The following is a 24,838-nucleotide window of genomic DNA, read 5'->3' as shown; positions in this document are numbered from 1 at the left end:
GAACCGTGCAGTGGACGAAACGCAACGAACAAACTGTGTACTCAAACCGCTGGTTCAGCGTCAATCTCGCGGATGTCGAACTGCCCGACGGCAGGCACCTGGACCACTTCCTCATCCGGCTGCGGCCCGTTGCGGTGGCCACGGTCGTGAACGAGGCCAACGAGGTACTGCTGCTCTGGCGGCACCGCTTCATCACCGACAGCTGGGGGTGGGAACTCGCGGCCGGGGTGGTCGAGGACGGCGAGGACATCGCCCGCGCGGCCGCCAGGGAACTGGAGGAGGAGACCGGCTGGCGGCCGGGACCCCTGCACCACCTCATGAGCGTGGAGCCGTCCAACGGGCTCACCGACGCCCGGCACCACGTGTACTGGGCCGACGAGGGCGAGTACGTCGGGCACCCCGTGGACGACTTCGAGTCGGACCGCCGGGAATGGGTGCCCCTCAAGCTCGTCCCCGACATGGTCGCCCGCGGCGAGGTCCCGGCCGCCAACATGGCGGCCGCGTTACTCCTGCTGCACCATCTCAGGCTCGGTCAGGACGTGTTGCCCTAGCGCCCCAGTGCCTGCCAGATCGTCATGACGAGGGCACCCACGGCGGTGAGGGCTGCGACCGCGGGCAGCGGCCAGCGCGCGTGTTCCAGCGAGTTGATCCGGGTGTTGAGCTCGTCGAGTTCCTTGGCGGTCTCCTCGGTGCGGTGGCTGAGCAGAGCCAGTCCGCCTTCGACGCGGGCGTAGGCCACATCGAGGCGGCGCCGTAACTCTGCGAGTTCTCCATGGACGACGGGATGCTCGGGATCGACGGTCACGATTCCGCTCCTTTCCGTAGTCGTTTCACATCCCTTGCACGCGCTGTGGAGTCAACTCGCCTGGTGGGTGCCTGGGGAGAGTGTGCGTAGGGCATATGCGAGCCCGGCGCGCACACGGTGTGTGAATGCTGCGGGCCCGGCACCCACCCCGGTGCCGGGCCCGCCGCTTGGCCGAAATCTGACCGTCTGTAACCGGCCGCGAAGGGTACCGGGGACGTCATGACGAAGTGGCGGAAGGACGTGGCCCGCACACTGGCGCTCTACGCGCTGGTGGTCGTGATGGTCCGCTTCTCCTCCGGGGAGGGGTGGGGCGCGGCGCTGCTGATCGCGCTCGTGATCACACCGCTCGCCTTCTGGATGGGCTGGCTGCGCCGGCGCATGACCGAGCAGGCGCAGGAATGGGGACGCCGCCGTGCCCGGCCGTGGCCGGAGGAGCGGCGGCGTTGAGATGGCCGGGTCAGCCGGGCGGTCAGGCGTACGTGTAGAAGCCCGAGCCCGTCTTGCGGCCCAGCCGGCCCGCGTCGACCATGCGCTGCAGCAGCGGGGGAGCGGCGTACAGGGGCTCCTTGTACTCCTCGTACATGGACTGCGCGACCGAGGCGACCGTGTCCAGGCCGATCAGGTCGGACAGCTTCAGGGGGCCCATCGGGTGGGCGCAGCCCATCTCCATGCCGTTGTCGATGTCCTCGCGGCTGGCGATGCCCGTCTCGAACATCCGGATCGCGGAGAGCAGGTACGGGATCAGCAGCGCGTTGACCACGAAGCCGGAGCGGTCCTGGGCGCGGATCGCGTGCTTGCCGAGCAGCTTCTCGGTGAACAGCTGGGCGCGGCTGATCGTGCCCTCGGAGGTGGTCAGCGCCGGGATCAGCTCGACGAGCTTCTGCACCGGGGCCGGGTTGAAGAAGTGGATGCCGATGACCTGGTCGGGCCGCGACGTCGCCACCGCCAGCTTCACCAGCGGGATGGAGGAGGTGTTGGAGGCCAGGATCGCGTCCGGCCGGGTCACGACCTGGTCGAGCACCTGGAAGATCTCGGTCTTGACCTGCTCGTTCTCGACCACGGCCTCGATCACCAGGTCACGGTCGGCGAACTCGCCGAGGTCCGTGGTGAAGCTCAGGCGGGCCAGCGTGGCCTCCTGCTCCTCCTCGGTGATCTTGCCGCGCTCGGCTGCCTTGGCCAGGGAGGTGAACAGCCGGGTGCGGCCGATCTCCAGGGCCTCGCCGGTGGTCTCGGCGACCATGACGTCCAGGCCGGCCCGGGCGCACACCTCGGCGATCCCCGCGCCCATCTGACCGCAGCCCACGACTCCGACGCGTGCAATGTCTCCCGCTGGGATGTCCGTCACATCGTCCCTTTCGCTGCTGATCTACGTCCGGGCAGACCGGCCGGGTCCCGGCGCCTGCTCCGTTCGTGCACGTTACTCCGAAGTATCGATGATCGATCGCGGGGGTCGGGTCTGCTTCGGGCATGCTGGCCCCGGAGTGATCCGCGACCGGGCGGATCCACGGCATTTTGGGGCATCCGGATGGGACGAGTGTCACGCAGGGCGTTCGCGGTCGCGGCGCTGTCGGCTTTCACGACGATGCCCCGGGCGTCGGCCGCGTCCGGACGCGGGGGAGGGGCGCCGGATCCCGAGATGCGGGGTGTCTGGATCGCGTCCGTGGCCAACCGTGACTGGCCGTCCAAGGCGGGCCTGTCCGCGTCACAGCAGCGGGCCGAACTGCTGACCCACCTCGACACGGCGGTCCGCAACCGGCTCAACACCGTGTTCTTCCAGGTCCGGCCCACGGCGGACGCGCTGTGGCCCTCGCCGTACGAGCCGTGGTCGCAGTACCTCACCGGCACCCAGGGCAAGGACCCCGGCTGGGACCCGCTGGGCACGGCCGTCAAGGAGGCGCACGCCCGGGGTCTCCAGCTGCACGCGTGGTTCAACCCGTACCGGATCGCCGTCCACGCCGACCCGTCCCGGCTCGCCGCCTCCCACCCCGCGCGCCGCTTCCCGGACTGGGTGGTGACGTACGGCGGGAAGCTCTTCTACAACCCGGGGCTGCCCGAGGTCCGTGCCTTCGTCGAGTACGCGATGCTCGACGCGGTGGCGAAGTACCCCGTGGACGGTGTCCACTTCGACGACTACTTCTATCCGTACCCCGTGGCCGGGCAGACCTTCGACGACGACGACGCCTACGAGGAGCACGGCGGCGGCTTCCCGGACCGGGCCGCCTGGCGGCGGGACAACATCGACCGGCTGGTGCGCGAGACCGCGGACCGGGTGCGGGAGGTCCGGCCGGGCACCCGCTTCGGCATCAGCCCGTTCGGCGTGTGGCGCAACGCCTCGACTGACCCGGCCGGTTCGGACACCCGGGCCGGTGTGGAGACCTACGACGACCTGCACGCGGACACCCGGAAGTGGGTGCGCGAGGGCTGGATCGACTACGTCGTCCCGCAGCTGTACTGGAACATCGGCTTCGCCGCGGCCGACTACGCCAAGCTGGTGCGCTGGTGGGCGGAGGTCGCGCGCGACAGCCCGACACAGCTCTACGTGGGGGAGGCGCTGTACAAGGCCGGCGACCCGGCGCAGCCCGCGGCGTGGCAGGAGACGGGCGAGCTGTCCCGGCATCTGACGCTGGCCGGGGAGTACCCGCAGGTGCGCGGACACGTCTACTTCGCCGCCAGGGACGTGGCGGCCGACCGGATCGGGGCGATGGCGCGGGTCGTCGCCGATCACTACGGCCGGCCGGTGCCACCACCGCGCTGAGCCGCCGGCCCGTACGGGCATGACGGGCATCTGGTGCCGAGCGGCCGACGGTCAGGAGCGGCCGCCGCCGCTCGCGCGCCGGAGTCACGGCCCGGTGGTGGTCTCCCTGTGCCGGATCTCCGTGTCGGGGCCCGGGGAGCAGACGCCCTCGTGCCCGTCCTCGAACCGGACGCGGTACGGGGGGTTGCCCTCCTGGCCGAGCACTTCGACGATCTCGCCGACCTTGTCGTGCTGACCGACCACCCTGCCGTGCTGGACAAGCTGGTCGCCCACGGTTGCGCGCATCTGGAGCCTCCTCACGAAGTGTGGAGCAGCGGTCCGTGGCCTCCGAGTCTACGGTGCGGGGCGCCTGCCGGCAGGGGCCCCGCGCGCTCCCGCTCAGCCGCGTGATCGCTGTGTGACGGCGATGCAGACCAGCACCGCCGCGGCCGTCAACGGGGCGGCGACCGTGAGGTGCTCGCCCAGCAGCAGCACCGACCACACCAGTGTGAGCAGCGGCTGGGCGAGCTGCAACTGGCTCGCCTTGGGGATGCCGATGGCCGCCATGCCGCGGTACCAGGCGACCAGCCCGACGAACTGCGAGCCCGCCGCGACCCAGAGCAGACCGGTGACGCTGTGCGCGGTCAGCCGTACGGGCTCGTGTGCCAGGGCGTACGCGGCGACCGGCACGGTCAGCGGCAGACAGAGCACCAGCGCCCAGCCGATCACCTGCCAGCCCGGCATGACCCGGGCCAGCCGACCGCCCTCGGTGTAACCGGCCGCGCAGACCAGCAGCGCGGCGAACAGGTAGAGGTCGGCGGTGGTCAGGGCGCCGCCGCTCTGCTGCACGGTGAAGGCCAGCACTGCCGCCGCGCCCGCGAGGGCGGCGATCCAGAACGTGCGCGAGGGCCGGGTGGCGACGCGCAGGGCCGAGAAGAGCGCCGTGGTGAGGGGGAGCAGACCGACCACGACGGCGGCGTGCGCGGTGGTGGAGGTCTCCAGTGCCAGCGTGGTCAGCAGGGGGAAGCCGAGGACGACACCGGCGCCGACCACGGCGAGGCCCGGCCAGTGCCGGCGGACGGGCAGCGGCACCCGCAGCGTCAGGAGGGCGGCACCGGCGATCACCGCGGCCAGCACGCTCCGCACGGCGACCAGGGACCAGGGACCGAAGCCCTCCAGCCCCCAGGCCGTGGCGGGGAACGTCAGCGAGAAGGCGACGACGCCGAGGGCCGCCTGGAGGGTGCCGAAGCCACGGCTCTCCGGACCCGGGGTGGCGACTGCTATCGAAGGTGTCGCAGTAGCGCTATTCTGTGCTCTCATGCAAGAGCGTAGCAGTGTGGGTGAACTGGCAGAACAGCTGCGGCGGGAGCTCGATCGCTACTCGCCTGGTGGAAAGCTGCCGTCGAGTCGGGCTCTGGTCGAGCGGTTCCGGGTGAGCCCGGTGACGGTCTCCCGGGCCCTGGCCCGGCTCGCCGCCGAAGGCCTCGTGGTCACCCGGCCCGGTGCGGGCGCGTTCCGCGCGCAGACCCGGACGGCACCGGCACCCGCGGGTGACACCTCCTGGCAGGAGGTCGCGCTCAGCGCGGACGGCGCCGCCGACCTCGTGCCGCGCTCCGTCGACGCCTCCGGGGTGCTGGCGTCACTGGCCGCGCCGCCGCCCGGCGTGATCGAGTTCAACGGCGGCTATCTGCACCCGTCCCTGCAGCCCGAGCGGGCGATGGCCGCCGCGCTGTCACGGGCCGGGCGCCGCCCCGGCGCCTGGGGGCGGCCGCCCATGGAGGGGCTGCCGGAGCTGCGTGAATGGTTCGCGCGGGGAATCGGCGGCCCGATCACGGCCGCCGAGGTGCTGATCACCGCGGGTGGGCAGTCCGCGCTCACCACCGCCCTGCGCGCCCTCGCCCCGCCCGGCGCGCCCGTCCTGGTCGAGTCCCCGACCTATCCCGGCATGCTGGCCATCGCCCGCGCCGCAGGTCTGCGCCCGGTGCCCGTCCCGGTGGACGCCGACGGCGTACGGCCGGAGCTGCTGGCGGACGCGTTCCGCGCCACCGGCGCCCCGGCCTTCGTCTGCCAGCCGCTCTTCCAGAACCCCACCGGCGCGGTGCTCACGCCCGCGCGGCGCGCCGAGGTGCTGCGCACCGCCCGGGAGGCGGGCGCGTTCGTCGTCGAGGACGACTTCGTACGGCGGCTGGTGCACGAGGACGCGGGGCCGCTGCCGCGCCCCCTGGCCGCCGACGACCCCGACGGCGTCGTCGTCCACGTCTCCTCCCTCACCAAGGCGACCTCGCCGAGCTTCCGGGTCAGTGCCCTGGCCGCCCGCGGACCGGTCCTGGAGCGGCTGCGCGCCATCCAGGTCGTCGACACGTTCTTCGTGCCGCGCCCCCTCCAGGAAGCCGCCCTCGAACTCGTCGGCTCACCCGCCTGGCCGCGTCACCTGCGGGCCGTCTCCGCCGAGCTGAAGACCCGCCGGGACGCCATGACCGGCGCCCTCGCCCTGCATCTGCCCGAGTTCGCCCTGCCCTGTGTCCCGTCCGGCGGCTACCACCTGTGGCCACGCCTGCCCGACGGCACGGACGAGTCGGCCCTCACCTCCGCGGCCCTGCGCGCCGGCGTCGCCCTCGCACCGGGCCGCCCCTACTTCAGCGCCGAACCACCGGCCGCGCACATCCGGCTGAGCTTCGCGGCGGTCGCCGGGACCGGGGAGATCGCGGAGGGAGTGCGGCGGCTGCGCACGGCCTGTGACGAGGTGCTCGGATAACCGCTCGACGCGCCTTCCGGCGGCCTGCGAGCATCGCGGACATGACCGACACGCCGAGCCTGCCCGAGGGCTACGAGATCTCCACCGACCCCGCCCGCGTCGACCGCGAGCGCGTGCACCACTGGCTGTCCACCGACGCCTACTGGGCGCTGGGGCGCCCCCGGGAGAAGCAGGACCTGGCGATCGAGGGATCGCTCAACTTCGGGGTGTTCGACACGGTGTCGGGGGAGCAGGTCGCCTACGCCCGGGTGATCACCGACCGGGCGACCTTCGGGTGGCTGTGCGACGTGTACGTCGATCGCTCCGTGCGCGGCAAAGGCGTCGGGAGCGCGCTCGTGGCCGCCGTGCGGGAGGAGTTGCGGTCGTTCGGGGTGCGGCGGGTGCTGCTCGCCACGCACGACGCGCACGGGGTGTACGAGCGGTTCGGGTTCGCCCCGCTGGAGCGCCCCGAGCAGTGGATGGCGCTCATCTTCGGCCAGTGAGGGCCGCGCCACCCTGGGTAACTCGTAGGTAACACCTCTTGACCTGCTTACTTGCTGCGCTCACGATCGCCGCATGCCACTTCGGGTCACCTTCGTCGCCGCCGCGCGTAGCTCGCCGCTGCTCGCCGAGCGTTTCGAGGACGACCGGCCGCTGGACCAGGCCGGCTGGGGCGAGGTGGAGCGCGCCGCCCGGGACCTGCTGCCGCTCGCCGCGGCCGAACTGCGCTACTGCTCGCCGACCCCGCGCAGTCGGGCGACGGGGGAGGGGCTCGGGTACGCGCCGCTGGTGCAGCTCGGCCTGCGCGACTGCGACATGGGCCGGTGGCGCGGGCTGACGCTGGGCGAGGCGATGGCCCGGGAGCCGGACGCCGTGGACGCCTGGCTGGCCGACCCCCGCGCCACCCCGCACGGGGGCGAGTCGCTGGTCGACTTCATCACCCGCGTCGGCGGCTGGCTGGACACCCGGCCCTTCGAGGACGGCTGCCGGGTGGTGGCGGTGGCCGAGCCCTCGGTGATCCGGGCAGCCCTGGTGTACGCCCTGAAGGCGCCGCCGTCGACGTACTGGAACATCGACGTCCGCCCGCTGTCGACGACCGCCGTCACGGGCCGGGCGGGCCGCTGGAACCTGCGCCTCGACGGGGCGTCGGCTCAGCCCTCGCGCGCGTAGCCGGTCCGCAGGACCAGGTCCTTGGCGGGGCCCCGGACGCGCCACACCGTCCGCCAGTGGTCGCTGTCGCGGACGGTGAACTCACCCCGGTAGAGGTCCGCCGAACAGGGGTGGTCGGCGACGTGCCGTCCGGACGTCAGGTCAAGGTCGTGGAACGGCCGCCCGTCGGCGAACCGCACCTGTGCGGTTCCTCCCGGGGCTGGCAGGAACCGCAGGGTGCGCTGCGCCGGCCGGGCGACGCCCTGCCACACGAAGGTGCCGGACTCGTGGTGCAGCAGCCCGCCAGGTGCCTCCCCGTCCGCACGGAACTCGGTGATTCCGGTGAACTCCCCCTCCGTGCCGTTCGCGAGATCCCGTACCGACCGTGACACCCTCCAGCGCCCGGCGAGATACGCCAGTACATCCGCCACTGGCCAGAACTCGCCCATCCTGCCTCGCCCTCCGTCCCTGCCGTTGCGTGCGACCCATTGACGCGCTTCCGCCCCCTCCCTATCTTGCCGTTCGAAGTGCTGATCAATGTCTGATATTTCGAACACCTCTAGCAGAGAGCCGCGGAGTATCCATGCCACGCACCGACGCCCGCACCCGAGGGAGACTCGGTCTCACGGTCACCGCCCTCCTGACGGCGGCAGCCCTCGTACCGGCCCCCGCACACGCCGAGGACGTGACCGGCTACGCGATCACCGTCGACCCGTCCGGCCGGGGCGCGAAGATCGACGACACCATGTACGGCGTCTTCTTCGAGGACATCAACCGCGCCGCCGACGGCGGTCTCTACGCCGAGCTCGTGCAGAACCGATCCTTCGAGTACTCCACCGCCGACAACGGCTCCTACACGCCCCTCACCTCGTGGACGGCAGGCGGCACGGCCCAGGTCGTGAACGACTCGGGCCGCCTCAACGAGCGCAACCGCAACTACCTCTCCCTGGGCGCCGGTTCGTCCGTCACGAACGCCGGCTACAACACCGGCGTCCGCGTCGAGCAGGGCAAGCGCTACGACTTCTCCGTGTGGGCCCGCGCCGCGAGCGGCAGCACCCTCACCGTCTCCCTGAAGGACGCCTCCGGCAGCCTGGCCACCGCCCGCCGGGTCGCCGTGAAGGGCGGCTGGGCCAAGTACAAGGCCACGTTCACGGCGACCCGCACGAGCAACCGCGGCCGGCTCGCCGTCACCTCGGCGAACGCCGCCGCGCTCGACGAGGTGTCGCTCTTCCCGCGCGAGACGTACAAGAACCAGCCAGGCGGCCTGCGCAAGGACCTCGCCGAGAAGATCGCCGCCCTGAAGCCGGGCTTCGTGCGCTTCCCGGGCGGCTGTCTGGTCAACACCGGCTCCATGGAGGACTACAGTGCGGCCTCGCACTGGCAGCGCAAGCGCAGCTACCAGTGGAAGGACACCATAGGTCCGGTCGAGGAGCGCGCCACCAACGCCAACTTCTGGGGCTACAACCAGAGCTACGGCCTCGGCTACTACGAGTACTTCCGCTTCTCCGAGGACATCGGCGCCATGCCGCTGCCCGTGGTCCCCGCGCTGGTCACCGGCTGTGGCCAGAACCAGGCCGTCGACGACGACGCGCTGCTCAAGCGGCACATCCAGGACACCCTCGACCTGATCGAGTTCGCCAACGGCCCGGCGACCTCCGAGTGGGGCAAGGTCCGTGCGCGGATGGGCCACCCCAAGCCCTTCCACCTCACCCACATCGAGGTCGGCAACGAGGAGAACCTCCCCAAGGAGTTCTTCGCCCGCTTCCAGCAGTTCCGGGCCGCCGTCGAGGCGAAGTACCCGGACATCACCGTCGTCTCCAACTCGGGCCCCGACGACGCGGGTTCGACCTTCGACACCGCATGGCAGCTCAACCGCGACGCCAAGGTGGACATGGTCGACGAGCACTACTACAACAGCCCGAACTGGTTCCTGCAGAACAACGACCGCTACGACTCCTACGACCGCGAGGGCCCCAAGGTCTTCCTCGGCGAGTACGCCTCGCAGGGCAACGCCTGGAAGAACGGCCTGTCCGAAGCCGCCTTCATGACCGGCCTGGAGCGCAACGCCGACGTCGTCAAGCTCGCCTCGTACGCCCCGCTGCTCGCCAACGAGGACTACGTGCAATGGCGGCCGGACCTGATCTGGTTCAACAACCGGGCGTCCTGGAACTCGGCCAACTACGAGGTCCAGAAGCTGTTCATGAACAACGTCGGCGACCGTGTCGTGCCCTCGAGGGCCACCACCACGCCGGACGTCAGCGGCCCCATCACCGGTGCCGTCGGCCTGTCGACGTGGGCGACCAGCGCCGCGTACGACGACGTGAAGGTCACCTCGGCCGAGGGCTCGACGCTGCTGAGCGACGACTTCTCCGGTGACGCCTCGAAGTGGAAGCACACCGGTACGGGCGGCTGGAGCATCCAGGACGGCCAGTACGTCCAGACCGACACCGCCGCCGAGAACACCATGGTGACGGCGGGCGACCCGGCCTGGAAGGACTACGACCTGCATGTGAAGGCCACCAAGAAGTCCGGCAAGGAGGGCTTCCTCGTCGCCTTCGGCGTCAAGGACACCGGCAACTACTACTGGTGGAACCTGGGCGGCTGGAACAACACCCAGTCCGCGATCGAGCAGGCCGTGGACGGCGGCAAGGGCACCCTGATGACGAAGGCCGGCTCGATCGAGACCGGCCGGGCCTACGACATCGACATCAAGGTGCGCGGCCGCCAGGTCACCCTGTTCCTCGACGGCGAGGAGTGGGGGAGCTTCACCGACGGCAAGCCGGCCGAGCCGTTCCGCCAGGTCGTCACCGAGGACGCGACGACCGGGGACCTGATCGTCAAGGTCGTCAACGCCCAGGCGGCCGAGGCCCGCACGGCCGTCGACCTGGGGGGTGCGAAGGTCGCGTCCGCCGCCCGCGTCACCACGCTGGCCGCCGACGAGGACGCCATGAACACCGAGACGGACACCCCGGTGACGCCGGTGACGTCCACGTTCCGCGGCGTGGCGGAGAAGTTCACCTACACCTTCCCCGCCCATTCCGTGACGTTCCTGCGGATCAAGCAGAGGTGACACGCCGCTGCGCGGCCGCCGTCCCGGGGGCGGTGGCCGCGCAGCGCCGTCACCGCGTGCGTGTCACCCGCCGGGCCTCCACCCGGGGACCGTCGGCAGCACCTTCTCCGCGACGCGCAGCAGCACCGCGTCGTCCGGCACCACTCCGTCCGCGCGCCACAGGGTGACGTCGAGGGAACCGCCGCGGTCCTTCGCGTCCTGCGCCACGGTCAGGGCCCGGGCCGGAACGCCGGGGCCGCTGTCGACGTCCTCGCCGTCGAGCCGGAAGCTGATGCTGATGGTGCGGTCCGAGTAGAGGACGCCGGGGCGGCCCAGCGTCTTCCGCGGGCGGGCGTCGCTTCCGAGGAGAGCCTCCGATCCGGCCACCGGCATGCCGTCGTAGGTCGCCGAGAGCGTCACGGTGTACGTCTCGAACTCGACCTGCGCCTGCGGGGTGGCGATCTTCCCGAAGGAACTGTCGCTGCCGGAGGCCGTCTTCGCGATCTCCGTCGGCGTGCCCAGCAGGGCGGCCAGGTCGGACCGGTTCAGCGCCTCGCACAACTGCGCGCCGGAGAGGTGCTTGCCCTTCGCGGCCGGGGTCTCGCCCTCGGAGCAGGTGGCCGGCTTCGGCTCGCTCTCCTCGGACGACGTTTGCGCGAGCCCCCAGAAGCCCGCACTGAGCGCCCCCACGAGCGCCACCGCCGCGAGCGCCTGCCCCCAGGCGTTCGCGCTCTTCATGGGCGCGTCGATCTCCCCGGTCATGTTCCCCCACCCGCCGTCATCCCCTGAGATGTGCCCGCGGACCTTAACCTGTGGTCATGGTCAGGACAAAGTCGATTTCCTGGTACCGGGAGGACGTGTGACTGAGCGGCTGAGTTGGCCCTTTAGCGCTTGAGTTGGCCCGCCTGAGCGTCGGTGTTGGCCCGTAGGGTAGCGGCTGGTGTGCTGACCTGCTGGGACTTCGAGAGAAGCTGTACGGGAAGCGGTGCAAGCGCGCTGTTGTGGGGCATGACGGTTACGGTCCATGCTCCGGAGATCGAATCCCGGCCGATCTGGTCGCACAGCTGCACCTTGGATGAACTCGTTGCTCCGTACGCCATCGATGCAGCTGTGAGGGAGAGGCTAGACACGGGGCCGGACTGGGCCCGGCGGTGGACGGCGAGGTGGAAGACCGCGAGTGCGGACGTGATCTGTCCTGTCCGGGAACTGGCCAGTGTCCCGGCGTCCGCGTCAGTGCCGGTACGTGGATTCACCTGGCGGGCGGGGCAGCGACACCGTCCCGGTCTGGAGTACCTGCTGGCCACGGGGCGGATGCATGGCTTCGAGAGCCTGGCCGAGCGGAATCTGTTGCTTGCCCTGGACTTCACCGGCGCCGTGACCGAGGTGTTGTCGCAGCCGTTCAAGCTGAAGTTCACCACTGCGGACGGCAGCGAGGACCACACCCCGGATTTCCTTGTGTTGCTGCCCGGGACGGCGGTGGTGGTCGATGTCCGGCCCGCCCATCTGATCAAGGAAAAGGATCTGGTGAAGTTCGCCGCGGCGGACCGGGCGGCCAGTGCGGTGGGATGGAACTACCTGGTGGCGTCCGGCTGGCGCCGCCAGGTGCTGACCGGCCTTGACGCCTTGTCCGCGCGGAGGCGCCCGATGGCTGACCGGCTCGGGCTTCAGGGAGAACTGCTGGGGCTGGTACGGGAACGTCCTCGGCGGTTCGGAGAGCTGACGGAGGAGACGTCGCTGCCTGCGGTCGCCCGCGTACATGCGGTTCACCTGCTCTGGCACCGCCGACTGGCGATGGACCTGACTCAGCCGCTGGACGATGCCACGTGGATTACCCAGTAGGGAGGGCCTGATGGCCGCTGCGCGGCAGCTGCTCGAAAGCTCAGACGACCTCCTTGCCGGGCCCAACTCGACCAGGCTCCACCCCCTGCCTTGCGCCCTGGCCCCCGGCTGCTGGCACTGCAACATCATCTTCTCGGCCTGCTCAAAACCCGCGACGTTGATCACGAAGTCCGCGAATATTTCAGTGACTTGCATCTGCTCGCTGCGTTGATCACTTTCTCGTGGCCCCACAGCAGGCGTCGAGTCGACTCCATATTCGCCCCGATTGTCGACATCGAGACCGACACCCGAAGGACGTTTGGCGGCATCCGAGTCCACGAAACTTCCCCTATAGACCCCATTGCCTGCGGTGCGATCCTCGACGCTGCCCACTCCTTGCTACAGATCGACAGTCTTCGTGATGTCCTCGCTGAATTCTTCGATTCGGCCCTCACCGGCGCCCCCGCCCGCGCGGGATGGGCCCAGATCTTCACCAAGTACGAAAAATCCTGCTCACGGCGTTTGCGTACTGCCGCAGCACCCCTCATCCGCACCTCCCCCTCTCCTGGGTGGCCCGCCCCACGCTCCACCCGCACCGCCGGCTACCGGGCTGAAAACATTCCCTCCCACCTGGAACCGGACTGGTATGCCCGCCACTTCCAGAAACTCGACGGCCCAACCGACCACAAGATCCTCCGTCGGATCGCAGCCATCCAACTCGTCCAGTGGGCCACTCAAGCTTCAATCCCCGAAGCCGCCCGCTACCTCGGTCTCGAAGCTGAGAAGGCGCTCTACACCGAAGACAACACTCACATCTGGTTGAAATCCACCCGCGAAGTGCAGGAGTTCGGTATCGCCCTACAGGGCCTCGCCGCGGAACTCAGCAGCGGAGCCGACGGACTCATCGACTATCAGTACCGCCGAGAAGCCCTCTGCGACTGGTGCCTCGATCCCAGCACCTGGCAGGAGTTGACCGGCCGACTGGCGCCTCTGCGCGGCAAGCAACCCGCCCTCGACGATCGCAAGCGCCAGGACGCGTCCGTGTTCATCTGGGTCCACGTCACGCGTGGTGAGCACCTGTTCGCCCCTCGCCCCATCGAAGCCGAGCAACCACTGCACATCCAGCAAGACTGGGCGCGACGCCGGAACACCGCCTGGTTCCAACTCACCCGCCCCGATCCGATGGGTCACTACGCTGACCTGCGGAAAACACTCACCGATTACGCTCACCAGCTCGTCGCAGACATCGAATTGACCTTGACACGGTGACAGGGCCTTCACTGCTTGCCAAGGAGGTGGTCTCGATGACGATCACGAGACAGGACACGGATGCGATACGAGTGCTTCAAGGGTTGGAGGACGGCCGTTCGTCCGTGCGACTGCGGGCTGCTCTGGCGGGCGGCACGACGCCTGACCCGCGCTTCATCGACAAGCTCATCGAGCGATGCGCGATCGAGCCCGAGTTTTTCGTTCGCGACATGCTGACCTGGGCGCTCACCCGCCACCCGGTGTCCATGACGCTTCCCAAGCTGGTCCGCGAAGCCCGGTCGGAGCGTGCGCAGGCACGGAGCCAGGCGCTGCACACGCTGTCCAAGATCGGGGACCGGCAGGCGTGGCCGGCGATCACACGGGCGCTGTTGTCCGACGCCGACGACGAGGTGGCGCGGAGCGCCTGGCGAGCCGCGGTCATACTCGTGCCGGAAGGCGAGGAGTCCGCGCTGGCCGCGGTGCTGGCGACGCAGCTCGGGCGCGGTGGGCGAGAGATGCAGCTGAGTCTCAGCCGGGCGCTGGTCGCGCTGGGTGAACTGATGGTGCCGGCTCTCCTTGCTGCGACGACAGCCCCTGACCCGCGCATGCGCGCGCACGCGCTCGCCACACAACGGCTGCTGCGCGAACCGGACACCGGATTCGAGTCCGCAATCGAGGAGGCGAAACGCGTCGTGGCCCTCGGCAGGTCCGGCCAGGAGGGACGATAGGACGTGTTGATCGGTGAGGTGGCGCGACGGTCCGGGGTCAGTGCCCGCATGCTCCGGCATTACGAATCGCTCGGTCTGGTGCGTCCTTCGGGTCGTACCGGCTCCGGCTACCGGGAGTACTCCGGGGAGGACATCCGGCGGATCTTCCATATCGAGAGCCTGCGGTCGCTGGGTCTGTCGCTGCGCGAGATCGGACGCGCGCTCGACGATCCCAGCTTCACGCCCTCAGCGCTCGTCGACGACCTCATCCGCCAGACGCGCGAACGCATCGCGGCGGAGACCGAACTGCTCACGCGGCTGCGCCGGATCGATGCCGCAGACCCCGCAGGCTGGGAGGGCGTCCTCCAAGTCGTTTCGCTCCTCCAAGCACTGGGGTCGAAGAGCGCCCAAGCGCGCCAGCGCGCGGCCCTCTCCTCGGCCGACGAAGCACCGGTGCCGGTGGAGGCGCTGGTCGAGGCGGTACTGAGCGAGAGGGAGCCGAACGTCGCCGGGGCCCTTCGATGGGCGCTGGCGCGATCCGGCGACCGCGGCGCGGCACTGCTGTCGAAGGGACTGGGCTCACCGGCGGCCGCGGTGCGGGAACGTGCCGTTCAGTCCCTCGCCGAGATGCCCGGCGGTGAGGCTGCCGCGCACCTGCGGGATGCACTCGCGAACCCCGACATCGTGGTCCGCAGGTATGCGGCTCTGGCGCTTGGGGCACGTGGTGAGGCAGATGCGGTCCCGATGCTCATCGACATGATCGTGGAGGGAAGGAACGACACCGACGCGGCCGATGCGCTGAGCGTGCTGGCGAGCGACACCGCAAGGGCGGATCAGATCGCGACCAGGCTCGTCGACCACCTCGCCCACGACACCACCCAAGCGCCTGCACGCGGACGGCTGACCCAGGCGCTTGCGGGCATCCCGGGCACGAGGGCGTCGCGTGCCCTCGTGGAGTTGTCGCATGACGAGGACCGTGCCGTTGCGCTGACTGCGGCATACCTTCTTCAGCTACGCGACGCACGATGACGGATCTTTCCTGGGGCGCCGCGTCAGCGGCCTGCGGGGCGGAGGGGTCCTGGGCTGATCACCGTCCACCGACGAGGGACAGCGGACCTCCTGGCCCGGTTTCCGCAGCAGTACCCCACCTCTGTCGCAGCGGCCGACGACGTCACGGCCGTCCACTTTCGGTGCTGCTCCAGCGCCATAGCTACGGAACGTTGTCCTCCCAGCACGCGGCAGCTGAGCTTCACCCGGGCCGACCCCGAAATGACCAGGTCAGCAGCGTCCACCCCATCTGGTGGGCCAACAAGAGCGCTCAGCGGGGCCAACTCAGGCGCTAAAGGGCCAACTCAGCCGCTCAGTCACAGGAGGACGGTCACGCCGCCCCCGCAAGGGATTGCATAAACGTGCAAGGAAACGTATAGTCATGCCCTCTAAGGAGGAGGTTCCATGGCGGTGCGTGCGGCAGTGGCCGGAGCGAGCGGGTATGCGGGCGGGGAACTGCTGCGTCTGCTCCTGACCCACCCCGAGGTCGAGATCGGTGCCCTGACCGGCAACTCGAACGCGGGACAAAAGCTCGGTGCGCTCCAGCCGCACCTGCTGCCCCTGGCCGGCCGAGTCCTCCAGGAGACCACCCCGGACGTGCTCGCCGGCCACGACGTCGTCTTCCTCGCGCTGCCGCACGGGCAGTCCGCCGCCGTCGCCGAACAGCTCGGCCCGGACGTGCTCGTCGTCGACATGGGAGCCGACTTCCGCCTGACGGACGCCGCCGCCTGGGAGCGGTTCTACGGCTCCCCGCACGCAGGCACCTGGCCCTACGGCCTTCCCGAACTGCCGGGCGCCCGCGTGCGGCTTGCGGGGTCCACGCGCATCGCGGTGCCCGGTTGCTACCCGACCGCCGTCTCGCTGGCCCTCTTCCCGGCCTACGCGGCGGGCCTGGCGGAGCCCGAGGCCGTGATCGTCGCCGCGTCCGGCACGTCCGGCGCGGGCAAGGCGCCCAAGCCGCACCTGCTGGGCAGCGAGGTCATGGGGTCGATGTCCCCGTACGGCGTCGGCGGCGGGCACCGGCACACCCCCGAGATCACCCAGAACCTCAGCGCGGCCGCCGGGCAGCCGGTATCCGTCTCCTTCACCCCGACCCTCGCGCCGATGCCGCGCGGCATCCTCGCCACGTGCAGCGCCAAGGCCGCCGACGGCGTCACGGGCGAGTCGCTGCGCGCCGCCTACGAGAAGGCCTTCGCCGACGAGCCGTTCGTGCATCTGCTCCCCGAGGGCCAGTGGCCCGCCACGGCGTCCGTCCACGGCTCGAACGCCGTTCAGGTGCAGGTCGCGTATGACGCGGACGCCGGACGGATCATCGTGATCAGCGCCATCGACAACCTCACCAAGGGCACCGCGGGCGGTGCCGTCCAGAGCATGAACATCGCCCTGGGTCTCGACGAGACCACCGGACTGACGACGATCGGAGTTGCGCCGTGAGTGTGACGGCAGCAAAGGGATTCACGGCGGCGGGCATCGCCGCCGGGATCAAGGAGAACGGCAACCCCGACCTGGCCCTCGTGGTCAACACCGGCCCCCGCCGCGCCGCCGCGGGCGTCTTCACCTCCAACCGCGTCAAGGCCGCCCCGGTCCTGTGGTCCGAGCAGGTGCTGAAGAGCGGCCAGGTGTCCGCCGTCGTCCTCAACTCCGGTGGCGCCAACGCCTGCACGGGCCCCAAGGGCTTCCAGGACACCCACGCGACCGCCGAGAAGGCCGCCGAGGTCCTCGGCCGGGGCGCCATCGAGGTGGCCGTCTGCTCCACCGGCCTCATCGGCGTCCTGCTCCCCATGGACAAGCTGCTCCCGGGCATCGAGACGGCCGCCGCCCAGCTCTCCGAGCACGGCGGTGAGAAGGCCGCCATCGCCATCAAGACCACCGACACCGTCCACAAGACGTCCGTCGTCACCAGGGACGGCTGGACCGTCGGCGGCATGGCCAAGGGCGCGGGCATGCTCGCCCCCGGCCTCGCCACCATGCTCGTCGTCCTCACCACCGACGCCGCCCTCGACGACGACGTCCTCGACAAGGCCCTGCGCGCCGCCACCCGCACGACCTTCGACCGGGTCGACTCCGACGGCTGCATGTCCACCAACGACACCGTGCTGCTGCTCGCCTCCGGATCGGCCGAGGTCACCCCGGAGTACGCGGAGTTCGCCGAGGCCGTACGGCAGGTCTGCGACGACCTCGGCCAGCAGCTCATCCGGGACGCCGAGGGCGCCAGCAAGGACATCAAGGTCGAGGTGGTCGGCGCCGCGACCGAGGACGACGCCGTCGAGGTGGGCCGCTCCATCGCCCGCAACAACCTCCTCAAGTGCGCCATCCACGGCGAGGACCCCAACTGGGGCCGGGTGCTCTCCGCGATCGGCACCACCTCCGCCGCCTTCGAGCCCGACCGGCTGAACGTCGCCATCAACGGCGTGTGGGTCTGCAAGAACGGCGGGGTCGGCGAGGACCGCGACAAGGTCGACATGCGTTACCGCGAGGTGCACATCGTCGCCGACCTCGCCGCCGGGTCCGAGACCGCCACCATCTGGACCAACGACCTCACCGCCGACTACGTCCACGAGAACAGCGCCTACAGCTCATGACCACACCGACCCGCAAGCACACCGCGCTGCCCAAGGCGCAGATCCTCATCGAGGCCCTGCCCTGGCTGGTCCGGCACAACGGCAAGACGGTCGTCATCAAGTTCGGCGGCAACGCCATGATCGACGAGGACCTCAAGGCCGCCTTCGCCCAGGACGTGGTGTTCCTGCACCACGCCGGCCTCAAGCCCGTCGTCGTGCACGGCGGAGGCCCGCAGATCAGCGCGGCCCTCGACCAGCACGGCATCGTCAGCGAGTTCAAGGCCGGCCTCAGGGTGACCACCGAGGACGCCATGGACGTCGTACGGATGGTGCTGGCCGGGCAGGTCCAGCGCGAACTGGTCGGGCTGCTCAACCAGCACGGGCCCCTCGCGGTCGGCCTGACCGGCGAGGACGCGCACACCATCACCGCCACCAAGCACCAGCCCGAGATCGACGGCGAGCTGGTCGACATCGGGCGCGTGGGCGAGATCACCGCGATCGACACGGGCGCCATCGAGGCCCTGCTCGCCGACGGCCGCATCCCGGTCGTCTCGTCGATCGCCCGCTCCCAGGACGACGGACATGTCTACAACGTCAATGCTGATACGGCTGCTGCGGCACTCGCTGCTGCACTGGACGCCGAAACCCTCATGGTCCTCACGGACGTCGAGGGTCTCTACGAGGACTGGCCGCGCAGCGACGAGGTGATCAGCCGCCTCACCGCCGCCGAACTGGAGCGGCTGCTGCCGGACCTGTCGTCCGGCATGGTGCCGAAGATGGAGGGCTGCCTGCACGCCGTGCGCAACGGCGTCACCACCGCCCGCGTCATCGACGGCCGGGTCCAGCACTCGATCCTGCTGGAGATCTTCACCGACGAGGGCATCGGCACGATGGTCGTGCCCGACGAGCAGGAGGGGGACGCCGTATGACCGCCCACCAGGAGTACGCCGAGCGGTGGCAGGGCGCGCTCATGAACAACTACGGCACCCCGCTGCTGCCCCTGGCACGCGGCGAGGGCACCAAGGTGTGGGACGCCGACGGCAACGCGTACCTCGACTTCGTCGGCGGCATCGCCACCAACGCCCTCGGCCACGCCCACCCGGCGGTCGTCGAGGCCGTCACCCGGCAGATCGGCTCCCTCGGCCACATCTCCAACTTCTTCATGGCCGAGCCGACCGTCGCCCTCGCCGAACGGCTGCTCAACCTGTTCGGCCGGGACGGCAAGGTCTTCTTCTGCAACTCCGGCGCCGAGGCCAACGAAGCCGCCTTCAAGATCGGCCGGCTGACCGGCCGGACCCACGTCGTCGCCACCGAGGGCGCCTTCCACGGGCGGACCATGGGCGCTCTGGCGCTCACCGGCCAGGTCGGCAAGCGCGAGCCGTTCCTGCCGCTGCCCGGCGACGTCACGCACGTGCCGTTCGGAGACGCGCAGGCCCTGGCCGCGGCGGTGACGGAGGAGACCGCGCTCGTCATCCTCGAACCGATCCAGGGCGAGCTCGGCGTGGTCGTCCCGCCCGCCGGCTACCTCAAGGCCGCCCGGGCCATCACGGCCGCGACCGGGGCCCTCCTCGTCCTCGACGAGGTGCAGACCGGCATCGGCCGGACCGGGCACTGGTTCGAGTACCAGGCGCACGAGGGCGTCCTGCCCGACGTCGTCACCCTCGCCAAGCAGCTCGGCGGCGGGCTGCCGCTCGGCGCCACCGTCGCCTTCGGGCGGGCCGCCGACCTGCTCCAGCCCGGCCAGCACGGCACGACCTTCGGCGGTAACCCCGTGGCCTGTGCCGCCGGGCTCGCGGTCCTCGACACCATCGGGAACGAGGGGCTGCTGGAGAACGTCAAGCGGCAGAGCGAGAAGTTGCGGGACGGAATCGAGGCCCTCGGCCATCCGTTGATCGATTTCGTCCGGGGGAGGGGACTCCTCCTGGGTATCGTGCTCACCGAGCCGCTCGCGCCCCAGGTGCGGCAGGCGGCTCAGGAGGCCGGATTCCTGGTGAACGTGCCCGCCCCCGACGTCGTCCGGCTGATGCCGCCGCTGAATCTTCGCGACGACGAGGCGGATGCGTTCCTCGGGGCGCTGCCCGGCATCCTCCAGGCAGTCAGCGGGGACGGACGATCCGGGGAATGAGACGACGATGAGCCAGGCGCAGGACCACGAGCAGCCGGGGGCGAACGGGCCCGCCGTGCCGCAGACCCGCACCGCCCGCCACCGCCGGATCGTGGACATCCTCAACCGGCAGCCGGTCCGGTCGCAGAGCCAGCTGGCGAAGCTGCTCGCCGACGACGGGCTGAGCGTCACGCAGGCGACGCTCAGCCGGGACCTGGACGAGCTGAACGCGGTGAAGATCCGCAACGCCGACGGCGACCTGATCTACGCGGTGCCCAGCGAGGGCGGGTTCCGCACGCCCCGGGCACCGCTGGGAGGGTCGGCGAAGGAGGAGCGGATGCGGCGGCTCTCACAGGAGCTGCTGATCTCCGCGGAGGCCTCGGCGAACCTCGTGGTTCTGCGGACGCCTCCGGGGGCGGCGCAGTTCCTGGCCTCGGCGATCGACCAGGCCGAGCTGCACGACATCCTGGGGACGATCGCCGGTGACGACACGCTGCTGCTGATCAGCAGGGAGCCGACGGGTGGGCAGGCCCTGGCCGACCATTTGCTGAGGTTGGCCCAGAACGGCCACTGAGTGGTGGTCGTCCGGGTGCGGGAGGACTGTGGCTGATCGCGCAGTTCCCCGCGCCCCTGAGGGGTGTCCCTCCCTGCTGCGAGCATGCGTGCCGGTCCTCGCGTCTGCGGCGTGATCCGGACGGCAGACCCCAGGGGCGGCACGGGTGGGCGCAGCGGCACCCCGCGCCGCCGGGCCGCGGACCCACCCGGCCCCGGCCGCAACTCACCCCAGCCTCGCGGCCAAGCCCCCCGTACACCGCACCTCGTCCCCGGCCGTGATCAGCAGCGCTTCCACCTCCGGCAGCGACTCCAGCCACGCCAGACCCTCCCGCGACCCCATCGCGAACGCCGCCGTGGCCCAGCAGTCGACCCACGTCAGCCGGGGCCCCACCACCGTCACGGAGACCAGGTCCGTCACGGCGGAACGCCCCGTCCGGGGGTCGGCGATGTGATCCCCCCGCTCCGCCGTACCGGACGTGGCCACGGACAGCTCCGCCACACCGGCCGCCGATACGACCGCCGCCAGGCCACCCGGCCGCAACGGATCGGACACCCCCACGCGCCACGGCCGCTGCCCACCCGGTGTGCCGAGCAGCTGCACATCGCCGCCGCCGTTCAGATTCACCCCGCACACCCCGGGCACCTCCGACAGCCGCCGCGCCGCCCGCTCGACCGCCCAGCCCTTCACGATGCCGGTCGGATCGAGGCGGCCCTGGTACGACGTGCTGAACCAGCCGTGACTCAGCCGCTCCGCCTCCGCGGCCAGTTCCAGCACCTCGGCGACCTCGGGATCGCACTGCGCGACGCTCACCTCACCGCGCTGCAGCCGCGAGATCTGACTGTCCTCGCGGTACGTGCTGAACACCTCGTCCACCCGGTGCAGCCCGGCCACGGCCTCGTCCAGGGCCGCACGCACGGCGGCCGGTTCCCCGCCGCGGACGTCGAAGGAGAAGACGGTCCCCATCGTCTCCTCGGCATGACGTACCGCGGCGGGAGCCTGTGCGGAGTCGGCCACCGTGTCAGCCACCGGCCTGGTCCAGCGCGGACTGGAGGGACTTCTTGTAGCCGGCGCTGGTGTAGGTGGCTCCGGAGACGGCGTCGATGTCGGCGCTTCCGGCTGCCACGGCCGCCTGGTTGAGGCGGGGGACGGAGGAGGAGGTGATCTGGTCGCTGCGGCCGCCCTTGGGGGCCTGGACCGCCTCTGCCTTGGTGATCTTCCCGCCTGCGACGGTCACCCGCACCTGCACCGGGCCGTACTGCGTCTGCGCCACACTGCCGGTGAGGGTCTGCGTCGCGGCCTGGCCGCCTCCCGAGCCCGCGGCCTGCGAGGAGCCGCCCCCGGCCGGAGCCTTGTCGAGGGCCGACTGGAGGGACTTCTTGTAGCCGGCGCTGGTGTAGGTGGCTCCGGAGACGGCGTCGATGTCGGCGCTTCCGGCTGCCACGGCCGCCTGGTTGAGGCGGGGGACGGAGGAGGAGGTGATCTGGTCGCTGCGGCCGCCCTTGGGGGCCTGGACCGCCTCTGCCTTGGTGATCTTCCCGCCGGCCACGGTCACCCGCACCTGCACCGGCCCGTACTGCGTCTGCGCGACATCGCCGGTCAGCGTCTGCGCGCCGCCCGCCCCCTGCTGCGCCCCGCCCGACGCCTTCGCCTTGTCGAGGGCCGACTGGAGGGACTTCTTGTAGCCGGCGCTGGTGTACGTCGCCCCGGAGACCGCGTCGATCTCCGCGCTCTGCGCCGCGACCACCGCCTGGTTCAGCCGCGGCACCGAGCTGGCCGTGATCTGGTCGCTGCGGCCGCCCTTGGGTGCCTGGACCGCCTCGGCCTGGGTGATCTTGCCGTTGTTCATCGTCAGGCGGACCTGCACGGCGCCGTACTGCGTCTGCGCCGCGTCACCGGTGACCGCTCCGTTCACACCGCCCTGCGGTGCCTGCCCGGCCGCCGCGGGCGGAGCCTGCCCCGCCGCCTGCGCCGACCCCGGGTCGGAGGCCGGCTTCAGGGACAGCAGCAGCACGATCCCGGAGACGGTGGCTGCGCCGGCGAGCACGGCACGCCGGACGGGGTGAGACTTCCTCATCGTTTCCCAAACTCCTGAAGGGCCGTTGGTGTCCCGTCGCTCACATCTCGAACGACTCGTGATGGATACGGCGGGCGGGTACTCCCGCGCCGCGCAGTGCCTCGTAGACCGACTGCGCGAAGCCGGGAGGCCCGCACATGAAGACATCGTGGTCGCCGATGTCCGGGATCTTGCGCTGGAGGGACTCCGCCGAGATGTCGGGGCGCTCTCCCTCCGGGCTGTTGACCGCGTACATCAGCCGGGCGCCGCGCTCGTCCGCGATCTTGGCGAGTTCGCCCCACAGCGCCAGGTCCTGGGTGGTGTTGGCGCGGTAGAGCAGGGTGATGTCGCCGGACGCGCCCGGCAGCGTCTCGAACAGCGCCCGCATCGGGGTGATGCCGACACCGCCCGCGACCAGCAGGACCTTGCCGCGGCTGCGCCGCTGCGCGGTCATCGCGCCGTACGGGCCCTCGGCCCACACCTTGGTGCCGGGCTCGAGGTCGCGCAGCCGGGAGGTGTGGTCACCGATCGCCTTGACCGTGATCCGCAGCATGTCGGGGCGCGGCGCCGCCGACAGCGAGTACGGATGCGAACTGAAGCGCATGCCCGGTGCCTTGAACCGCCAGCGGAAGAAGTGCCCGGCCTCCGCGCCCATCCGGTGCAGCTTGCGCCCGCTGATCAGCACGGACACGATCCCCGGCGTCTCCTCGATGATCGCCGCGACCCGCATCCGGTGACGCAGGTTCAGCCGGATCGGGGTGAGGATCCGGTACCAGACGACCAGCGCGGTCACCACGCCGTACAGCCCGTACCAGAACGTCTTCGCGGCCGGCTCGACGGCGAACTCGTTGCCGGTCGTGATCTGGTGCCAGAACGTCATGTACACCGACGCGTACGTGAGCAGGTGCACGTGGTACCAGGTGTCGTAGCCGATCAGGCGCCGCACCCCGCCGATCGACAGGATCCCGATGAGGAACAGCAGGCCCGTGCCGATGGCGGCCTTGCCCATGTCCGGCAGCTGGTTGACGGAGTCCACCGTCTGCTGGACGACGTCACCGAGCCCCTTGCCCGCCTGGAGCGCGTAGCCCCACATGGTGAGGAAGACATGGGCCAGCACCAGACAGAGCGTGTAGCGGCCGGTCATGGCGTGCCAGCGCGCCACCCGGTCGGTGCCCACCCGGCGCTCCAGCGCGGGCACCCGGGCCATCTGGAGCACCACGAGCGCCATGAGGTACCCGGCGAGCAGGCCGGTGATCCGGCCCGCGGCCAGGATCTTGCTCGTGTTGTCGGCGAGGGACGGCGTGTTGTCCCACCACAACCACAGCACGGCCGCCGCACCGGCCCACAGGCCGATCAGCAGCGGGACGGCGGGTGAGCGGCGCGGGCGGATGCGGCGCATCGTCTGGCGGCGGGCGGCACGTCCGCCTGCGAGCGTGGTGGTCACGGTTCCTCCGTGGGGACTTGACCCTTGGCCCACACATACGTGCCGGGGCACGGGAGCGTTCAGCCGCGCGCCGACTCGGGCGCGAACAGGAGTGACCGCTGGTAACACTCACACGTCCGTCACCCCGTCACACGCGGGTGACGGACGTACTCCCGCCGCGCGTGCCCACCGCGATGTGCGGCCGCCGTGCGGGGTCGGCCCAGACGAGGATCCGCCGCATCGCCTCGTCGGGCACCGACACGCAACCGGCCGTCGCCCCGCGCCCGTTGACGTGGAGGAAGATGCCCGCGCCGCGCCCCCGGACGGGCCGCTCGTAGTTGAAGCCGACGACGAGCGCGTGCGCGTACTGCGCCGGATAGCCGATCAGGTGCTCGGACTCGGCGGCCTGGCAGTCCGCCGCGCGCGGCTCGCTCCAGCGGTTGTAGGAGCGGGAGTCGTTGTCCTGGCACCACCAGGAGTCCTGGTGCACCCGGCGGTAGGGGTACGCCGTCCCGCGCGGCGCGGCCTTGATCCCGAAGGCGTACGGCAGCCCGTAGAGGCCGGTCGGTGTGGTGTTCGTGCCCTGCTTGCGGCCGGCGCCCGCGACGAGCCCGTTCGCTCCGAAGCGCGCGGGCGCGGAACCCCGCTTGACCCAGCGCCCGTCCGAGCGGTCCCACCAGGTGACGGTCCCCGTCGTCGAGGCCCGTTCTGGGGCCACCGCGGTGATGAGCTGGGTGCCACCGCCGGTGTGCGCCATCCGGGCGGGCAACGGCGGCGGGGGTGCGGGCGGCCCGGCGCCGAGCGCGATCAGGGAGGAGACGGCGAGGGCGACGGCACCGGGGCGCATGCC

The 24,838-nt window shown here is 70.8% G+C and carries 26 protein-coding genes; 16 read left to right on the top strand and 10 right to left on the bottom strand.

Annotation, left to right across the window (positions count from 1 at the left end; genetic code table 11):
* The first annotated feature begins 5 nt into the window (after positions 1–5).
* Entirely contained in the window at positions 6–551 is a 546-nt protein-coding gene (locus AB0937_RS20870) for an NUDIX hydrolase (protein ID WP_366713588.1), read from the top strand.
* Here the strand turns inward: AB0937_RS20870 and AB0937_RS20865 are convergent.
* Positions 548–805: a hypothetical protein gene (locus AB0937_RS20865; protein WP_366713586.1), complete on the bottom strand. Its 258-nt coding sequence runs from the start codon at positions 803–805 to the stop codon at positions 548–550. The genes AB0937_RS20870 and AB0937_RS20865 overlap by 4 nt on opposite strands.
* A gap of 219 nt (positions 806–1,024) precedes the next feature.
* Between AB0937_RS20865 and AB0937_RS20860 the strand changes: the two genes are divergently transcribed.
* Positions 1,025–1,252 carry a hypothetical protein gene (locus tag AB0937_RS20860; protein ID WP_366713584.1) on the top strand — a complete coding sequence of 76 codons (228 nt, stop codon included), beginning with the start codon at positions 1,025–1,027 and terminating at the stop codon, positions 1,250–1,252.
* A 22-nt stretch (positions 1,253–1,274) separates the two neighbouring features.
* Here the strand turns inward: AB0937_RS20860 and AB0937_RS20855 are convergent, their stop codons facing one another.
* Positions 1,275–2,150 (bottom strand): 3-hydroxybutyryl-CoA dehydrogenase, encoded by an 876-nt coding sequence (locus AB0937_RS20855; RefSeq protein WP_185009286.1) that lies wholly within the window; start codon positions 2,148–2,150, stop codon positions 1,275–1,277.
* 180 nt (positions 2,151–2,330) lie between these two features.
* Here AB0937_RS20855 and AB0937_RS20850 point away from each other — a divergent pair, with 180 nt between their 5' ends.
* On the top strand, positions 2,331–3,560 hold the full coding sequence (locus AB0937_RS20850) for a family 10 glycosylhydrolase (protein ID WP_366713583.1): 1,230 nt from the start codon (positions 2,331–2,333) through the stop codon (positions 3,558–3,560).
* An 84-nt stretch (positions 3,561–3,644) separates the two neighbouring features.
* Here AB0937_RS20850 and AB0937_RS20845 read toward each other — a convergent pair whose 3' ends face one another.
* Positions 3,645–3,845 carry a DUF1918 domain-containing protein gene (locus AB0937_RS20845; RefSeq protein WP_010045242.1) on the bottom strand — a complete coding sequence of 67 codons (201 nt, stop codon included), beginning with the start codon at positions 3,843–3,845 and terminating at the stop codon, positions 3,645–3,647.
* Positions 3,846–3,938: 93 nt separating this feature from the next.
* Positions 3,939–4,859, bottom strand: a complete 921-nt coding sequence (locus AB0937_RS20840; protein ID WP_366713581.1) for a DMT family transporter — start codon at positions 4,857–4,859, stop codon at positions 3,939–3,941.
* Here AB0937_RS20840 and AB0937_RS20835 point away from each other — a divergent pair.
* The 3 genes from AB0937_RS20835 (at position 4,858) to AB0937_RS20825 (ending at position 7,443) form a co-directional block, all read left to right on the top strand.
* The gene (locus AB0937_RS20835) at positions 4,858–6,294 is read left to right on the top strand and encodes a PLP-dependent aminotransferase family protein (protein ID WP_366713579.1); all 1,437 of its coding nucleotides are present in this window, start codon (positions 4,858–4,860) and stop codon (positions 6,292–6,294) included. The two genes, AB0937_RS20840 and AB0937_RS20835, sit on opposite strands and share 2 nt — an antisense overlap.
* A gap of 41 nt (positions 6,295–6,335) precedes the next feature.
* The gene (locus AB0937_RS20830; protein WP_366713578.1) at positions 6,336–6,776 is read left to right on the top strand and encodes a GNAT family N-acetyltransferase; all 441 of its coding nucleotides are present in this window, start codon (positions 6,336–6,338) and stop codon (positions 6,774–6,776) included.
* A gap of 73 nt (positions 6,777–6,849) precedes the next feature.
* Complete coding sequence (locus tag AB0937_RS20825) at positions 6,850–7,443, top strand: histidine phosphatase family protein (RefSeq protein ID WP_366713576.1); 594 nt, start codon at positions 6,850–6,852, stop codon at positions 7,441–7,443.
* Here AB0937_RS20825 and AB0937_RS20820 read toward each other — a convergent pair.
* Positions 7,425–7,871, bottom strand: coding sequence for a DUF6314 family protein (locus tag AB0937_RS20820; protein ID WP_366713575.1), 447 nt, complete (start codon positions 7,869–7,871; stop codon positions 7,425–7,427). The genes AB0937_RS20825 and AB0937_RS20820 overlap by 19 nt on opposite strands.
* 134 nt (positions 7,872–8,005) lie before the next feature.
* On the opposite strand from AB0937_RS20820, the gene AB0937_RS20815 reads away from it, so the two are divergent.
* On the top strand, positions 8,006–10,492 hold the full coding sequence (locus AB0937_RS20815) for an alpha-L-arabinofuranosidase C-terminal domain-containing protein (protein WP_366713573.1): 2,487 nt from the start codon (positions 8,006–8,008) through the stop codon (positions 10,490–10,492).
* Positions 10,493–10,555: 63 nt separating this feature from the next.
* On the opposite strand, the gene AB0937_RS20810 is transcribed toward AB0937_RS20815, so the two are convergent.
* Positions 10,556–11,233, bottom strand: a complete 678-nt coding sequence (locus tag AB0937_RS20810) for a DUF6215 domain-containing protein (RefSeq protein WP_366713571.1) — start codon at positions 11,231–11,233, stop codon at positions 10,556–10,558.
* Positions 11,234–11,479: 246 nt separating this feature from the next.
* Between AB0937_RS20810 and AB0937_RS20805 the strand changes: the two genes are divergently transcribed.
* The 9 genes from AB0937_RS20805 (at position 11,480) to AB0937_RS20765 (ending at position 20,530) form a co-directional block, all read left to right on the top strand.
* On the top strand, positions 11,480–12,310 hold the full coding sequence (locus AB0937_RS20805; protein WP_366713570.1) for a TnsA-like heteromeric transposase endonuclease subunit: 831 nt from the start codon (positions 11,480–11,482) through the stop codon (positions 12,308–12,310).
* Positions 12,311–12,400: 90 nt separating this feature from the next.
* Positions 12,401–13,558, top strand: a complete 1,158-nt coding sequence (locus AB0937_RS20800) for a hypothetical protein (protein WP_366713569.1) — start codon at positions 12,401–12,403, stop codon at positions 13,556–13,558.
* Positions 13,559–13,593: 35 nt separating this feature from the next.
* Positions 13,594–14,265 (top strand): HEAT repeat domain-containing protein, encoded by a 672-nt coding sequence (locus AB0937_RS20795; RefSeq protein WP_366713567.1) that lies wholly within the window; start codon positions 13,594–13,596, stop codon positions 14,263–14,265.
* A gap of 3 nt (positions 14,266–14,268) precedes the next feature.
* Positions 14,269–15,273: a MerR family transcriptional regulator gene (locus AB0937_RS20790; protein WP_366713566.1), complete on the top strand. Its 1,005-nt coding sequence runs from the start codon at positions 14,269–14,271 to the stop codon at positions 15,271–15,273.
* A gap of 423 nt (positions 15,274–15,696) precedes the next feature.
* Positions 15,697–16,725, top strand: a complete 1,029-nt coding sequence (argC, locus tag AB0937_RS20785) for an N-acetyl-gamma-glutamyl-phosphate reductase (RefSeq protein WP_366713565.1) — start codon at positions 15,697–15,699, stop codon at positions 16,723–16,725.
* On the top strand, positions 16,722–17,873 hold the full coding sequence (gene argJ / locus AB0937_RS20780) for a bifunctional glutamate N-acetyltransferase/amino-acid acetyltransferase ArgJ (protein ID WP_366713564.1): 1,152 nt from the start codon (positions 16,722–16,724) through the stop codon (positions 17,871–17,873). The genes argC and argJ overlap by 4 nt, the downstream gene beginning before the upstream one ends.
* On the top strand, positions 17,870–18,781 hold the full coding sequence (argB, locus tag AB0937_RS20775; protein ID WP_366713563.1) for an acetylglutamate kinase: 912 nt from the start codon (positions 17,870–17,872) through the stop codon (positions 18,779–18,781). Before argJ ends, argB begins: the two co-directional genes overlap by 4 nt.
* On the top strand, positions 18,778–19,977 hold the full coding sequence (locus tag AB0937_RS20770) for an acetylornithine transaminase (RefSeq protein ID WP_366713561.1): 1,200 nt from the start codon (positions 18,778–18,780) through the stop codon (positions 19,975–19,977). Before argB ends, AB0937_RS20770 begins: the two co-directional genes overlap by 4 nt.
* 7 nt (positions 19,978–19,984) lie before the next feature.
* A complete protein-coding gene (locus AB0937_RS20765) occupies positions 19,985–20,530 on the top strand; it encodes an arginine repressor (RefSeq protein ID WP_033311957.1) in 546 nt (181 codons plus the stop codon).
* Positions 20,531–20,734: 204 nt separating this feature from the next.
* Here AB0937_RS20765 and AB0937_RS20760 read toward each other — a convergent pair whose 3' ends face one another.
* From AB0937_RS20760 to AB0937_RS20745, 4 genes are all read right to left on the bottom strand, one after another.
* On the bottom strand, positions 20,735–21,538 hold the full coding sequence (locus tag AB0937_RS20760; RefSeq protein WP_366713560.1) for an FAD:protein FMN transferase: 804 nt from the start codon (positions 21,536–21,538) through the stop codon (positions 20,735–20,737).
* A complete protein-coding gene (locus tag AB0937_RS20755; RefSeq protein WP_366713559.1) occupies positions 21,531–22,586 on the bottom strand; it encodes an FMN-binding protein in 1,056 nt (351 codons plus the stop codon). Before AB0937_RS20755 ends, AB0937_RS20760 begins: the two co-directional genes overlap by 8 nt.
* 40 nt (positions 22,587–22,626) lie before the next feature.
* Positions 22,627–24,009 (bottom strand): ferredoxin reductase family protein, encoded by a 1,383-nt coding sequence (locus AB0937_RS20750; protein WP_366713558.1) that lies wholly within the window; start codon positions 24,007–24,009, stop codon positions 22,627–22,629.
* Positions 24,010–24,136: 127 nt separating this feature from the next.
* A complete protein-coding gene (locus AB0937_RS20745) occupies positions 24,137–24,835 on the bottom strand; it encodes a L,D-transpeptidase family protein (protein ID WP_366713556.1) in 699 nt (232 codons plus the stop codon).
* Positions 24,836–24,838 lie beyond the last annotated feature (3 nt).

It is taken from the genome of Streptomyces sp. NPDC047880, assembly GCF_040706515.1.
Lineage (GTDB): Bacteria > Actinomycetota > Actinomycetes > Streptomycetales > Streptomycetaceae > Streptomyces.
The sequence above is the reverse complement of the archived record's forward strand: the minus strand, read 5'-3'. Positions and strand labels throughout refer to the sequence as shown.